The sequence below is a fragment of the Aminobacter sp. P4_H6_2 genome (assembly GCF_056400805.1).
This window is the reverse complement of sequence record NZ_JBFUKO010000011.1, coordinates 1-12975: the sequence shown is the minus strand read 5'-3', so window position 1 is coordinate 12975 and position 12975 is coordinate 1. Positions and strand designations below refer to the sequence as shown.

Genomic DNA, 12975 nt, shown 5'->3' with positions numbered 1-12975 from the left:
TGTGGGAGAAATGCTTGGAATTCGCAATGCGGGACTTACTGCCGGATGGCGATCTCGCCGTCCAGCGTCACGCTGCTGGTCTCGGAAACTCCGATATCGATCGCTACCGTCCAGATCCCCGGCACCGGCAGTTCGAGATTGTCGGCCCGCCAGGTGCCGTCGCCGGGCTTGCGTGCGGCCATGCTGACCGGAGCCGCATCCGGGCGGCTGAGGCGGAGTACGACGCTGTGCGCATCGAGCGGCCCGAAATCGCCGGTCATCACCACGATCGAGGCGCTGACCTTGCCGGCGTGGCCGGGCGTGATGGCGAGGTCGGCCATGGCGTCAGCGGTGTGGATGTGGATCGACGCCGGTTCGGCGGCCTCGATCGCCAGCACGCGCGGCGGGGGGGTGAAGCGGAAGCCGGCGACGACGCCCAGGATCGTCACCATGAGCAGCGTCTCCACGACAATGTTGCGCACCAGGCGCTGCTGCGCGTCCACTTGCTCTGCCAGAGCCGGCTTGGTCAGCCGCCAGCGATTGTAAGCGGCGAGAACAAGCAGCGGCGCGACCAGAGCAAGCTTGACCAAAAGAAGCCGTCCGTAGGCGGTCTGCCAAAGGGCTGCGACGCTGTCGACCTGTACGAGTGCGAGCACGACGCCCGCACCGATCAGTGCCGCGACCACCCAAGGGATCGTGGCCGAGAAGCGCCGCAACGCCTCGCCGGCATCGGACGTCTGGCGGAAGGTAGAACCGAGTGGCAAAAGCGCGCCGGCCCAGAATACGATGCCGACCCCGTGGATGAAGACCATCGGCCGCGTCAGCCATTGCGGTGCAGCCGCACTGGCATGACCGCTGGCGGCAAGTGCGACACCCACGCCAACGAGGGCAGCCAGCGAAAGCAAGCGGGCCAGCACGCCCTCTGCGACCAGCGCCAAAAGCGCGAGCGCCAATGCGATGAAGGCGATTGTCGCGGTGAAGCCGTAGCTGGTCGCCGCAGCCGCCTGCCAGACCACGGCCTTGCCGAACATGCCAAGCGGCGCGCCGAGCGCGTCAAGTCCTTGCAGGCCGAATGAGACAGGTACGGCGACAAGGCCGAGCATGGTGAATGCCAAAGCAGCACCGGCGCCATGGCGTCCTTCCGGCGTGAGCCAGGCCAAGGCAAAGGCGCTGCCGGCGCCGAAGAACAAGCCGAGATAGAGCGCGAGTTTTGCCGCCCAAAGTGCCCTGTGCAGGGCTTGGTCATCGAGGGCCGGTGCAAGGGGTGCCGCGCTGGGACTGCCGACCGAGAATGTCAGGACACCGCCGACAGGGTGCCCATCTGAAGACACCACCCGCCATGACAGCAGATAAGTGCCCTCAGCCATGTCGTTCGCCGGCAAGTCGACACCGACGACGGCCCCGGAAGGCGTCCCGACAAGCCTGACGGATTCGCCGTTCGGACGCGTGAGCTTCAGCACCAGCGGCGTCACCGGTTCGCTGAATGTCAGTGTGACATGCGCCAGCGCTTGCCCAACGACAGTACCGTCGACCGGCGTCGAACGCAGCAGCGAGGCATGGGCGCTCACCACAGCCGTCGCACCCAACAAGGTGACAACGGCAACGACCAGGCCGGCAAGCCACCGACGCGCGCCATCGAGCAGCGCGATGCTGCCTTGGCGATGAAGTGGATGGCGCGCGCCCATGCTCTTAGTGGCTGGAGTGATCTTGGCTCTGGCCGCCGATCTTGTCGGCCTGGAACTCGACAGTCACGGTGCCGGCCTTCTCGAAGGTCAGCGTGCCCGAGAACTTTTCGCCCTCTTTCACCGGCCCCTTCAGTCCCATGAACATGATGTGATACGAGCCGGGCTTGAGAGCGACCTCGCCGCCGGCCGGGATTTCGACGCCGCCGGTCACCTGGCGCATGGTCATCACGCCCTTGGCGTCGACCGCCATCTCGTGGATCTCGGCCTTTTCGGAAACGTCGGACTGGATCGAGACCAGCCGGTCCGGCTGGCTGCCGTTGTTCTTGACGGTGAGATAGCCGACGGCAACCTTGGCGCCGGCTGGCGTTGCGCGCGACCAGGGGTGGCCGATCTCGAGATCGCCTGCCTTGAAGCCATGAGCGAGCAAGGCATGGGTCGAGGCAAACAGCAGCATCGCGGCAAAGACGATGATGCCGAGGCGCTCTTCGAAGCTACGGAAAAGCGGGCGCGCGAACGCGCGGGCGGTCATGTTCATGGGATGACTCCGATATGGAATAGGCGCGCCAATGCTCGTGGCGCAAAGTTCGTTTCGGTAGAGAAATTTGATGATCCGCGCGGACGCGGCAAGCAAGGTCAGGCGGCCAGCGGCGGGGCGCGCGGATTTCCGGGGACGTATTTCAATACCGTCGAAGGATCGAGCCGCGTCGCCGGGAACTGAACGACAGTCTGGGCTGGCGATGAGAGCGCCAAGGCCACGCCTTGGGGCGGCGTGGAGAGCGCAGCGGAGAGCAGGTTGCAACCGAGAGTGCAGCATTGAGGCAGGCTCGGATGGTCGCTCTTGGCGGGTGCCGTGTGGCCCATGCTGCTGGTGATGCACAGCGGATTGCCGAAGATATCGAGCGGTGGCGTGCCCTGCCCAAGTGCTAAAGCACCGRCCGCCGTCTGCAAGACAAGCATCAGCGCCGCGGCAAGCGCGACTCCAAATCCCCATCCCTTGCGGCGAAAAACGACCAAACGTCGCGCCCCTTTGCTTCGATAAGCCATTGATAGCATCGATGGCACTGCGGCGAAAATAGACCGCGCTGCGACAAATTCTTTGATCTTGCGCACTGAAGCCGCCGAAAGCTGCGCCCTAGTGCCAGGCTGAACGGCGCAAAGAAAAAGCGCCGCCGGCTTTCGCGGGCGACGCTTGATGTCTGTCAGACGATTGGCTCGGTCGATGTCGCCCCTTACTCGATGTCGAASGACACGCCCTGCGCCAAAGGCAGCGCCTTGGAGTAGTTCACCGTGTTGGTGGCACGGCGCATRTAGGCGCGCCAGGCRTCSGAGCCCGATTCGCGGCCGCCGCCGGTTTCYTTCTCGCCACCGAAGGCGCCGCCGATTTCYGCMCCCGACGTGCCGATATTGACGTTGGCKATGCCGCARTCGGAGCCTTCGACCGACAAGAAGCGCTCGGCCTCCTGCAGRTCGAGSGTGAAGATCGACGACGACAGGCCRGCACCRACRGCGTTATGCGCGTCGAGCACRGCRTCGAAGTCSGARTACTTCATCACATAGAGRATCGGCGCGAAGGTCTCTTCGAGCACSGGGCCRACCTGGCCGGGCATCTCGACRAGMGCCGGCTTGACGTAGAAGGCGCCGTCATGGCCCTGGTCGACGCGGGCGCCGCCGGTGATCTTGCCGCCATGTTCGGAGGCKTSCTTGAGYGCCTTTTGCATGCCCTCGAAGGCGGCCTTGTCGATGAGCGGACCGACAAGCGACGCCGTCTCCAAGGGGCTTCCGACCGAAACGCTCTCATAGGCCTTCTTTAGGCGCGGCACGAGCGCGTCATAGACGCTGTCATGCACGAACAGGCGGCGCATGGTGGTGCAGCGCTGGCCAGCGGTGCCCATGGCGCCGAAGGCGATGGCGCGCAGCGCCATGTCGAGATTGGCCGAGGGGCARACGATGCCGGCATTGTTGCCRCCGAGCTCGAGGATGGCGCGGGCAAAACGCTTGGCCAGGCGCGGGCCGACGTCGCGRCCCATGCGGGTCGAGCCGGTSGCCGAAACCAGCGGCACCTTGGGGTGGTCGACCAGCACTTCGCCAACGGCGCGGTCGCCGATCAGCACCTGCGACAGGCCTTCCGGCGCATCGCCGAAGCGGGCGGCGGCGCGCTTGAAGATGGCATCRCAGGCAAGCGCTGTCAGCGGGGTCTTTTCAGACGGCTTCCACACCACCGAATTGCCGCAGACRAAGGCRAGSGCYGCRTTCCACGACCACACSGCGACGGGGAAGTTGAAGGCCGAGATGACGCCGACGACGCCGAGCGGATGCCAGGTTTCCATCATGCGATGGCCCGGACGCTCGGTGGCGATSGTGAGACCATAMAGCTGGCGCGACAGGCCGACGGCGAAGTCGCAGATGTCGATCATTTCCTGGACTTCGCCCAGGCCCTCGGACGGGATCTTGCCGACTTCGATCGACACCAGCCGGCCGAGATCGGTCTTGGCGGCGCGCAGCTCTTCGCCCAGCAGRCGCACGAGTTCGCCGCGCTTGGGCGCCGGGACATTGCGCCAGGTCTTGAACGCCTTGTCGGCGAGTTCGATGGCCTTGCCCGCGTCGGCAGGCGAAATCGACTTGAGCGCGCCGATCTGCTCGCCGGTCACCGGGCTGCGCACGATCAGGTCGCCGCCGCTAAAATCGGCCTTGGCAACGCCGAGCCGCTCGAGAAGGGCAGCGGTTTCGCTGGTCACGTTCATGCTGAATTCCTTTCCTCGTTCCTCACCCACCCCAAGCTGATTGCGCGTTTTTGGGATCGTCGCGAGCCGGGGGCGTTGTCGTTTGTTTCTTCCGGGGTTCTGGGCCCAGGAGACGCTTGGCACTGCCTATAGCCTGTTCGGCCACCCAAACGCCACACCAGTCATCACGGCACGCGCTCTGTCCGGCAATTTGACCAGATGTGGACCACAAGCACGGCGCAAACCGGCGTAGCGGAAGAAAGTGTCGATGTGTGGGGAGGGGCTGAAAAAACAACACCCGCCGGGGGAGGAGGTCCGGCGGGTGTCGTATTTGTGGCCAGCGTCTGGGAGGAGGTAGGCGCTGACCTATTCGTCGGAAACCTGGGAGGAGGTAGGTCCGACAAATTCGATGACCCATATCTAGCTCCGGTGAGCCAGGATTTAAAGTGTTGATATTGCATAGGAGCTTTGCATTTTGTGCAATGCAGCACGAGCTGCCGCGCTGCACCATCATACGGACGCTGCGGCAACCCTGCATGCGGAACCTTGCGCCCTCGCCCAAGTTAATGGGCAACGGCAGGCAGGCCATGATCGACTACCGGGCGGCACGCCTCAGAATGATCGAATACCAGATCGCCGGGCGCGGCATGACCGACCTGGCAGTGCTGGAAGCCATGGCTGCCGTGCCGCGCGAGGAATTCGTGCCCATGCCGCTTCGCGACCACGCCCATGAAGATACGGCTTTGCCGATTGCGCACGGCCAGACGATCTCCCAGCCCTATATCGTTGCGCTGATGGCCGAGGCGGCGGAGCTGCGATCCGGCGACAAGGTTCTGGAGATCGGCACGGGTTCAGGCTACGCGGCAGCCATATTCGCCGAGATCGCCGACCGCGTCGTCACCATTGAGCGTGTTGGCTCTCTGGCCGACACCGCGCGTACTCGGCTGCAACAGCTAGGTTACACCACCGTCGAAGTGATCGCGGGCGACGGCACGGAGGGCTATGAGCGCCAGGCGCCATTCGACGCCATCCTGTCGGCGGCCGGGACCCGCAAGGTGCCCCCGGCCTGGAAGCAGCAATTGGCCATCGGCGGCCGGCTGATCCTTCCGCTCGGGCCCCTCGGCGACCAGCAACTGGTCAAGATCGTGCGCCAAGGCGAAAAAGACTACAGCCAAAAGACACTGGCTGGCGTGCGCTTCGTGCCGCTTGTCAGCGGATCAGGCTAGCCCTCGCCGCCCTTTGCCTTGAAGCGGCGCTCGGGCATCGAATTGGCATCGGGCGGAAGCGTGGCCCCGCCATTCATCGCCAGCTGCATGAACACCGTGTCGAGCCAGCGGCCGTGCTTGTAGCCCGAGCCGTCCATGCGCCCGGTGTGATGGAAGCCGAGCCGCTCATGTAATCGCACTGATGCGCTCTCCGAATGGCCGTCGCCGATGACGGCGATGATCTGGCGAAAGCCAAGCGCGGTCGTCTCGTCGATCAGCGCCTGCATCAGCGCCTTGCCGATGCCCGCGCCCTTGGCCTCGGGCGCAATGTAGATCGAATCTTCGACGATGAACCGATAGGCCGGACGCGCACGGAACGGCCCGGCATAGGCGTAGCCAATGATCGCGCCGTCGCGCTCGGCAACGAGATAGGGATAGCCGCCATCCATCAGCGCCTCGAAGCGCTCGCCCATCTCAGCGCGAGTCGGCGGCTCCAGCTCGTAGCTCGCCGTGCCGTTCAGCACGGCATCGGCATATATCTGCGTGATGCGATCAAGGTCATCAGGCAAGGCGTGTCGTATCGTTATGCTCATTTTTTAGGCAACCTATTTTTGTGCCTACATATGAGCAAGAAACGGCGCAAATGAAAAGGGCGGCCGTTAGGCCGCCCTTCGAAACACGAGTGATCCAGAGCTGACTATTCGCGGTTGCCCAGGAACGACAGCATGAACGAGAACAGGTTGATGAAGTCGAGATAGAGCGTGAGTGCGCCCATGATCGCCTTGCGGCCGGAAACGAGCGCGTCGTCGCCGTCGAAATACATCTCCTTGATCTTCTGCGTGTCGTAGGCGGTCAGGCCCGAGAATACCAGCACGCCGATCGCCGAGATGGCGAACTGCAGAGCCGACGACTGCAGGAAGATGTTGACCACCATCGCGATCAGGATGCCGAACACGCCCATGATCAGGAACGAGCCCATGGCCGTCAGGTCACGCTTGGTCGTGTAGCCGAACAGCGACAGCGAGCCGAAGGCGGCAGCGGTCACGAAGAACGTCTGCACGATGCTTGCGCTGGTGTAGACCAGGAAGATCGACGACAGCGACAGGCCCATCAGGCCCGCGAAGACCCAGAAGGCGGTCTGCGCGCCAGAGGTGCTCATCGACTGGATGCGGGCGCTCAGGAAGAACACCATGCCGAGCGGAGCCAGCATGACGACCCACTTCAGCGGCGAGCCGTAAAGCGCGACACCGAGGCTGGTCAGCATCTTGCCGTTGCCCATGGTTGCGACGGCGGTGGCCGGATCATTGGTAGTCGCCAGCATCATGGTGCCGAACGCGGCCAGGCCGGTGATGGCCAGGCCAAGCGCCATAAGGTTGTAAACCTTGAGCATATAGGCGCGCAGGCCTTCGTCGATCGACGCGTCGGTGCGGCTGCCTGCCGTCGCCATGCGCGTCTGGTAATTTCTAAAGTCGGACATGGTTTCCTCTGTTGCTTCTGCCCCGTCGGGTGTCAGGCCGAAACCCAGGCGCCGCTGGCGGGACTCCAGCATGCCTCTGACGAAATATGATGGTTCTTTCTGGTCTAAACAAGGCCCGTTACGGCTTGAAACCCGCTGTGAGGGCACATTTCTCATACAAATGTCGTTGAAGTCCAGTCCAAAGCGCCATTTTCTACTCGCTGCGCAGTATAGGCGCTGCCTTGTGGCCAAGCACTCGCCAGGTTCCGATCAGGCCAAAACCGACAGTCAGCACCAGCGCGAAGACAATCGTTGCGACCGCGACCTCGGGCAGGAAATACGAAGGCAGGGTCATGATTCGGGCGACGACGAACCATGCGGCGACCCCGCCGGCGGCAAGCGCGAACACCGCCGTGGCAAGGCCGAYCAGCATGTATTCGAGCGAAAACGCCGCGATGAGCGTCCGTCGTGTCGCCCCGAGCGTCTTCAGGATCACCGCGTCGTGGATGCGCGCGCGGTTACCGGCGGCGAGCGCACCAGCCAGCACCAGCACCGAGGCGATCAGCGCGACGCCCGCCGCGGCGCGGATGGCCGTGCCCAGCTGGGCGACGAGCCGGTTGACGACATCGAGCGCATCTTTCACCCTCACCGTGGTGATCGCGGGATAGCTGCGAGTCACCGAATTGAGGATGCGCGATTCGTCGGCGGGCGCTGCCTTGTCTTCGGTCAGCGTGGCAAGCCAGCTGTGCGGGGCACCGGCAAACGTGTTGGGCGAAAACACCATGACGAAGTTGATGCCCATCGATTCCCACTGAACTTCGCGGAAATTGGCGATCTTGGCGGTTACATTTCGGCCAAGCACATTGACCGTCACCATGTCACCGAGCTTGAGGCCGAGTTCGCGCCCCTCCTGCGCCGAAAACGACACCAGCGGCTCGCCAGAATAGTCGGCCGCCCACCATGCGCCTTGCGACAGCGTCGAATTCTCCGGGATGTTCTTGGCGTAAGTCAGGCCACGGTCACCACGCAGCACCCAAGCACCTTCCGGCGGCACGCTGAGCTTCTGCACATCGGTGCCATTGAGCGCCATGACGCGCCCGCGCAGCATCGGCACGCGCACAAGCTTGCCACCAGGGGCCTCGGACTCGACCAGTTTGGCGAAAGCGTCGACCTCGCCGGGCTGGATGTCGACGAAGAAGAAGTTCGGCGCGCGCTCCGGCAGGCTGCCGGCGATCTGGCGGCGCAGATTGCCGTCGATCAGCGCCAGCGTGACGAGCAGGGTAAGACCAAGGCCCAGCGACAGCACCACCGAGGGCGTCAACGCGCCCGGCCGATGGATGTTGCCGATGGCCAGTCGAAGCGCAGTCGAACGCACTCGCGGGCTTTTCCGCGCCAGCCATTGTACGGCACTGGCCACGGCACGCAGCACCAGGAATGAGAAGATGGTGGCGCCGACAAAGATCGTGGCGATGCGACGATCGCCGGCAAACCAGATCGCCAGCAGCGCAAGCACAACAGCAATGCCCAAGGCAGTCGCGATGTAAACCAGCCTTGGCAGGCCGCGACCCTCGAACCCCATCTCGCGGAACAGTGCCGTTGCCGGCACATCGCGGGCGCGGCCGAGCGGCAGGATGGCGAAGGCGAGCGTGACCAGGATGCCGAACAATGCCGCCATGCCGAGCGCTGCGGGATAGACGCCTGCTTCAGCCGGCACCGGGATGACCGACTGCAGGGCCGCACTTGCGGCAAACGGCATCATTGCGCCGAGCACGAGGCCGATGACGACGCCAACGGTTGCGATCAGCAGGATCTGGATGAGGTAGACTGAAAGCACGAAGCCGCCCGAGGCACCAAGGCTCTTGAAGGTGGCGATGACGCCGCGCTTGCCGTCGAGATAGGCGCGCACGGCGTTGGCCACGCCAACGCCACCGACGACGAGCGAGGTCAGCCCGACCAGCGTCAGGAACTGGGTGAAGCGCTCGATATTGGCCGAAAGTGCCGGTGCGGCATTGGTGCGGGTGCGCACGCTCCAGCCGGCTTCGGGGAATTCGGCATTGGCGCGTTCGCGAACCGCTGACACCTCGGCTTCGCTTGTGCCCACCGGCAAGCGGATCTTGTAGGCATGCTCGACAAGGCTGCCCGGCTGGATCAGTCCGGAAGCGGTCAGGCCCTCCATCGAAACCAGCAAGCGTGGCGCAAAGCCAAAGCCGTCGGAGACCGCATCGGGTTCGGTGACCAGCTTTGCCCTGAGCTCGAAGGTCGAGCCGCCAAGCTTGATGCGATCACCGAGCTTGAGATTGAGGCGTTCGAACAGCAGGTCCGGCGCCACGGCGCCAAAGACGCCCGATCTTTCAGCGAACATCTCGTCGCGCGGCAAGGCAGGTTCGGTGACCAGCGCCCCGTAGAGCGGGTAGAAGCTGTCGACTGCCTTGGCCTCGACCAGCGACTGGTCGGAACCGTCCTCCAGGCGCGCCATCGAACGCATGCCGGCATTGTGAGACACGGTGCCGAGGCTTTCGAGGAAGGCCAGTTCCTTGCCGGTCGCCTCGCGCTGGATGAGCTGGAAGCGGATATCGCCACCGAGCAATGCCTGGCCCTCGCTGGCAACACCGGCGGTGATGGCGCGCGCAACGGAATTGACCCCGCCGATGGCGGCCACGCCAAGTGCGATGCAGGTCAGGAAGATCATGAAGCCGCGCAGGCCACCGCGCATTTCACGCGAGGCAAAGCGGAAGGCGAGAGGCAGGTCTTTCAGCATGGGAACGCCGAATTCTGCGGCGTCTGCACTGCACGCCACCCCCCTCTGTCCTGCCGGACATCTCCCCCGCAAGGGGGGAGATTGGCCCTCACACCTGCTATCGCCAATCGCGCGCAAAGCAAGAGGAGCGTAGTCGTCCGAGCTGCTGATCTCCCCCCATGCGGGGGAGATGGCCGGCAGGCCAGAGGGGGGTGCGAAGAAATGAAACCTACCCTCATGCCCGCACCTTCTCGGCCAGCGGCGCGACTGTCGCCGTCTCGATCCGCCCTGAGCGCATCGCCACCTGCCGGTCGCAACGGGCTGCAAGAGCGGGATCGTGCGTGACCAGAACCAAGGTCATTGCGCGTTCGGCGGCCTTGGCAAACAAGAGATCGGCGATCTGCCGCCCCGTCGCCTGGTCGAGATTGCCGGTCGGCTCGTCGGCGATCAGGATGCGCGGCTCGGGCGCCAAGGCGCGGGCAATCGCCACGCGCTGCTGTTCGCCCCCCGACAGCTCACCGGGATAATGCGTCACGCGATCGGCGAGACCGACGGCTGCCAGTTCGCGCTCGGCTATGGCGAAGGCGTCGCGCTTGCCGGCCAACTCCAGCGGCACGGCGACGTTTTCGAGCGCCGTCATGTTGGGGATCAGGTGGAAAGACTGGAACACGATGCCAATGTTACGCCCCCTAAACGAGGCGATCTGGTCTTCGCTGCGGCCGTTGAGCAGCTCACCGGCGATTTGTACCGTTCCCGAATCGACCCGCTCCAGGCCTGCCAGGACCATCAGCAGCGTCGACTTGCCGGAACCGGAGGGGCCGACGATGCCGGTCGCCTCACCGGCAGCGACATCGAGGCTCACGCCTTTCAGCACATGCACTGAAGAGGCCCCCGTGCCGAGCGTCAGCGATACGTCTCTGAGTTCGATGACTGCTTCTGTCACGGCAAATCTGTCCTATATGAAAACTGTTGGGCGGGGACTGTCTTCGTCATATCGGGTCTAATTCATGGCTTTCAAACAACTATTCGCCGCTGCCCTGTTTATGCTTGCGGCATCTCTTGGCGCGCCGGCGTTGGCAGAGCCCTTCCGCATCGTTGGATTCGGCGACAGCCTGATGGCCGGCTACGGCCTTGGCCCTGGCGAGGGTTTTCCAGAAAAACTGGAGGCAGCGCTACGCGCCCGCGGTCACGATGTGGTGATCGCCAATGCCGGCGTCTCGGGCGATACCTCCAGCGGCGGGCTGTCGCGGCTCGACTGGTCGGTGCCAGAGGGCACGCAACTGGTGATCCTCGAACTTGGCGCCAACGACATGCTGCGCGGTATCGCGCCCGAAATCACCGAAAACAACCTCGATGCCATGATCGCACGCCTCAAGCAGCGCAACATCCCGGTGCTGCTCGCCGGAATGCGGGCCGCGCCCAATCTCGGCGCCGACTATCAGGCCGCCTTCGACGGCATCTATCCGCGCCTCGCCGAAAAATACGGTGTCACGCTCTATCCGTTCTTCCTCGACGGTGTCGCAGCCGACCAGAAGCTTTTGCTCGAAGACGGCATGCACCCAAGCGTCGAAGGCATCGACCGCATGGTCGAGAAGGCTTTGCCGACGGTGGAGAAAGCAATTGCAGCCAGATGAACTCCACAATGCAACGTTGTCACACTTCACAAGCAACTGCGGCTTGGAAACAGCAAGTGCTTAACAAAGCTCTTGCCCACCGAGGCGATCGATGATTCGCTGAGGCTACGAATTGCGATTCGAGGAAGGGAGCCTGGCCATGCCGCGACTTTTCACCGCCCTCGAGATTCCGCGTGATGCCGCACTATCGCTGTCCCTGCTCAGGGGCGGTCTACCCGGCGCCCGCTGGATCGAGGTCGAAAACTACCACCTCACCTTGCGTTTCTTCGGAGATATCGAAGGCCACGTCGCCGACGAGATCGTCGATGCGCTCGATCGCGTCGACCGGTCCGGTTTCCCGCTCACGCTGTCGGGTGTCGGCGCCTTCGGGCAGAAAAAGCCGCATGCGGTCTGGGCGGGCGTCATGCCCTCGCCGGAACTGAATGCGCTGCAAGCCGAGATCGAACGCATCTGCAAGCGCCTCGGCGTACCGTCCGATCCGCGCAAGTTCACCCCGCATGTCACGCTGGCGCGGCTGCGGAACACCACCCCGCTCGACGTCGCGCATTACCTATCGGCGCGCGGTAATTTTTCCGCCCTGCCCTTCCGCGTCGGGCGCTTCGTCTTGATGTCGTCGCGCGATTCGGTTGGCGGCGGCCCCTACATCGTCGAGGAGGCGTGGCCGCTCAACGGTGCCGATGCCCGCGCGTCGAGCCGGTCGGCAAGTGCCTCCGAAGCCTCGCGGATCATGCGGTAGACCGCCAGAAATCCGTCTTCGCCGCCATAATATGGATCGGGCACATCCCGTGGTCCGCCCGTGGCATGGCCGAGGAAAAGCTCGACACGTTCGACGGACCCTGCTGGGGCGAGCGAGCGCAGATCGTCGAGATTCGAGCGATCCATGCCGAGGATCAGGTCGAAGCGTTCGAAATCGCGCGCCACCACCTTGCGTGCCTGCTGGGCAGCAATATCGATGCCATGCTGGGCTGCAACGGCGATCGAACGGGGATCAGGCGCCGATCCCGCATGCCAGCCGCCGGTGCCGGCGGAGTCGATGGTGTATTCGCCATCCAGCCCACGTTCGGCGAGCACGGCGCGAAACACGCCTTCGGCCAGTGGCGAACGGCAGATATTGCCGAGGCAAACGAAGAGGATGGATTTTACCGGCTTCTCGCTCATCGTTCCCGCGCTATGCTGGTGAGGAAAGACTTCGATACCCACGGGAGCATGAAATGGCCAGAGAGAAACTTGGACCACAAGAATTGAAGCAAGCCCTCGCCGAGCTCGGCGGCTGGACGCTTGCCACTGACGGGCTGTCGATGTCGCGCAGCTTCGTGTTCAAGAATTTCAGCGAGGCATTTGCGTTCATGACCCGCGTCGCGCTCGTCGCCGAGAAGATGGACCATCATCCCGACTGGTCGAACGTCTACAAGACCGTCGACGTCAAGCTGAACACCCATGACGCCGGCGGGCTGACCGAACTCGACGTCAAGCTGGCGAAGCGCATGAACAGCTATTTCGGTTCTTGAGCGAAACATCTTGCAGCGCGGCCTCGACTTTCCCACATCCATGGCAAACAG

Annotated in this window: 13 protein-coding genes; 4 read left to right on the top strand and 9 right to left on the bottom strand. The window is 63.9% G+C overall.

Annotated features, from left to right (window positions below; genetic code table 11):
• Positions 1-35: 35 nt before the first annotated feature.
• From AC1DUU_RS02030 to amaB, 4 genes are all read right to left on the bottom strand, one after another.
• On the bottom strand, positions 36-1664 hold the full coding sequence (locus tag AC1DUU_RS02030; RefSeq protein WP_476781742.1) for a copper resistance CopC/CopD family protein: 1629 nt from the start codon (positions 1662-1664) through the stop codon (positions 36-38).
• A gap of 4 nt (positions 1665-1668) precedes the next feature.
• Positions 1669-2199: a copper chaperone PCu(A)C gene (locus tag AC1DUU_RS02025; protein WP_476781741.1), complete on the bottom strand. Its 531-nt coding sequence runs from the start codon at positions 2197-2199 to the stop codon at positions 1669-1671.
• A 98-nt stretch (positions 2200-2297) separates the two neighbouring features.
• Complete coding sequence (locus AC1DUU_RS02020) at positions 2298-2774, bottom strand: hypothetical protein (protein WP_476781740.1); 477 nt, start codon at positions 2772-2774, stop codon at positions 2298-2300.
• A gap of 119 nt (positions 2775-2893) precedes the next feature.
• Positions 2894-4405: an L-piperidine-6-carboxylate dehydrogenase gene (gene amaB / locus AC1DUU_RS02015; RefSeq protein ID WP_476781739.1), complete on the bottom strand. Its 1512-nt coding sequence runs from the start codon at positions 4403-4405 to the stop codon at positions 2894-2896.
• A gap of 515 nt (positions 4406-4920) precedes the next feature.
• Here amaB and AC1DUU_RS02010 point away from each other — a divergent pair.
• Positions 4921-5610, top strand: coding sequence for a protein-L-isoaspartate(D-aspartate) O-methyltransferase (locus AC1DUU_RS02010; protein ID WP_476781738.1), 690 nt, complete (start codon positions 4921-4923; stop codon positions 5608-5610).
• Here the strand turns inward: AC1DUU_RS02010 and AC1DUU_RS02005 are convergent.
• The 4 genes from AC1DUU_RS02005 to AC1DUU_RS01990 form a co-directional block, all read right to left on the bottom strand.
• A complete protein-coding gene (locus tag AC1DUU_RS02005) occupies positions 5607-6182 on the bottom strand; it encodes an N-acetyltransferase family protein (protein ID WP_476781737.1) in 576 nt (191 codons plus the stop codon). The two genes, AC1DUU_RS02010 and AC1DUU_RS02005, sit on opposite strands and share 4 nt — an antisense overlap.
• Positions 6183-6286: 104 nt before the next feature.
• A complete protein-coding gene (locus AC1DUU_RS02000) occupies positions 6287-7066 on the bottom strand; it encodes a Bax inhibitor-1/YccA family protein (RefSeq protein WP_476781736.1) in 780 nt (259 codons plus the stop codon).
• A 193-nt stretch (positions 7067-7259) separates the two neighbouring features.
• Positions 7260-9803, bottom strand: coding sequence for an ABC transporter permease (locus AC1DUU_RS01995; protein WP_476781763.1), 2544 nt, complete (start codon positions 9801-9803; stop codon positions 7260-7262).
• 214 nt (positions 9804-10017) lie between these two features.
• A complete protein-coding gene (locus tag AC1DUU_RS01990) occupies positions 10018-10725 on the bottom strand; it encodes an ABC transporter ATP-binding protein (RefSeq protein WP_476781735.1) in 708 nt (235 codons plus the stop codon).
• A 64-nt stretch (positions 10726-10789) separates the two neighbouring features.
• Between AC1DUU_RS01990 and AC1DUU_RS01985 the strand changes: the two genes are divergently transcribed.
• Complete coding sequence (locus AC1DUU_RS01985) at positions 10790-11416, top strand: arylesterase (RefSeq protein WP_476781734.1); 627 nt, start codon at positions 10790-10792, stop codon at positions 11414-11416.
• Positions 11417-11555: 139 nt separating this feature from the next.
• Positions 11556-12152, top strand: a complete 597-nt coding sequence (gene thpR / locus AC1DUU_RS01980) for an RNA 2',3'-cyclic phosphodiesterase (protein WP_476781733.1) — start codon at positions 11556-11558, stop codon at positions 12150-12152.
• On the opposite strand, the gene AC1DUU_RS01975 is transcribed toward thpR, so the two are convergent.
• Positions 12056-12574, bottom strand: coding sequence for a low molecular weight protein-tyrosine-phosphatase (locus AC1DUU_RS01975; RefSeq protein WP_476781732.1), 519 nt, complete (start codon positions 12572-12574; stop codon positions 12056-12058). The genes thpR and AC1DUU_RS01975 overlap by 97 nt on opposite strands.
• A 53-nt stretch (positions 12575-12627) precedes the next feature.
• On the opposite strand from AC1DUU_RS01975, the gene AC1DUU_RS01970 reads away from it, so the two are divergent.
• Positions 12628-12924: a 4a-hydroxytetrahydrobiopterin dehydratase gene (locus tag AC1DUU_RS01970; protein ID WP_476781731.1), complete on the top strand. Its 297-nt coding sequence runs from the start codon at positions 12628-12630 to the stop codon at positions 12922-12924.
• The last annotated feature ends 51 nt before the right edge of the window (positions 12925-12975 follow it).

Coding starts and splice junctions, on each gene's coding strand:
- thpR (WP_476781733.1), top strand. CDS start 11,556: ATGCCGCGACTTTTCACCGCCCTCGAGATTCCGCGTGATGCCGCACTA.
- AC1DUU_RS02000 (WP_476781736.1), bottom strand. CDS start 7,066: ATGTCCGACTTTAGAAATTACCAGACGCGCATGGCGACGGCAGGCAGC.
- AC1DUU_RS01970 (WP_476781731.1), top strand. CDS start 12,628: ATGGCCAGAGAGAAACTTGGACCACAAGAATTGAAGCAAGCCCTCGCC.
- AC1DUU_RS01975 (WP_476781732.1), bottom strand. CDS start 12,574: ATGAGCGAGAAGCCGGTAAAATCCATCCTCTTCGTTTGCCTCGGCAAT.
- AC1DUU_RS02030 (WP_476781742.1), bottom strand. CDS start 1,664: ATGGGCGCGCGCCATCCACTTCATCGCCAAGGCAGCATCGCGCTGCTC.
- AC1DUU_RS02025 (WP_476781741.1), bottom strand. CDS start 2,199: ATGAACATGACCGCCCGCGCGTTCGCGCGCCCGCTTTTCCGTAGCTTC.
- AC1DUU_RS02005 (WP_476781737.1), bottom strand. CDS start 6,182: ATGAGCATAACGATACGACACGCCTTGCCTGATGACCTTGATCGCATC.
- AC1DUU_RS02010 (WP_476781738.1), top strand. CDS start 4,921: ATGCGGAACCTTGCGCCCTCGCCCAAGTTAATGGGCAACGGCAGGCAG.
- AC1DUU_RS01985 (WP_476781734.1), top strand. CDS start 10,790: ATGGCTTTCAAACAACTATTCGCCGCTGCCCTGTTTATGCTTGCGGCA.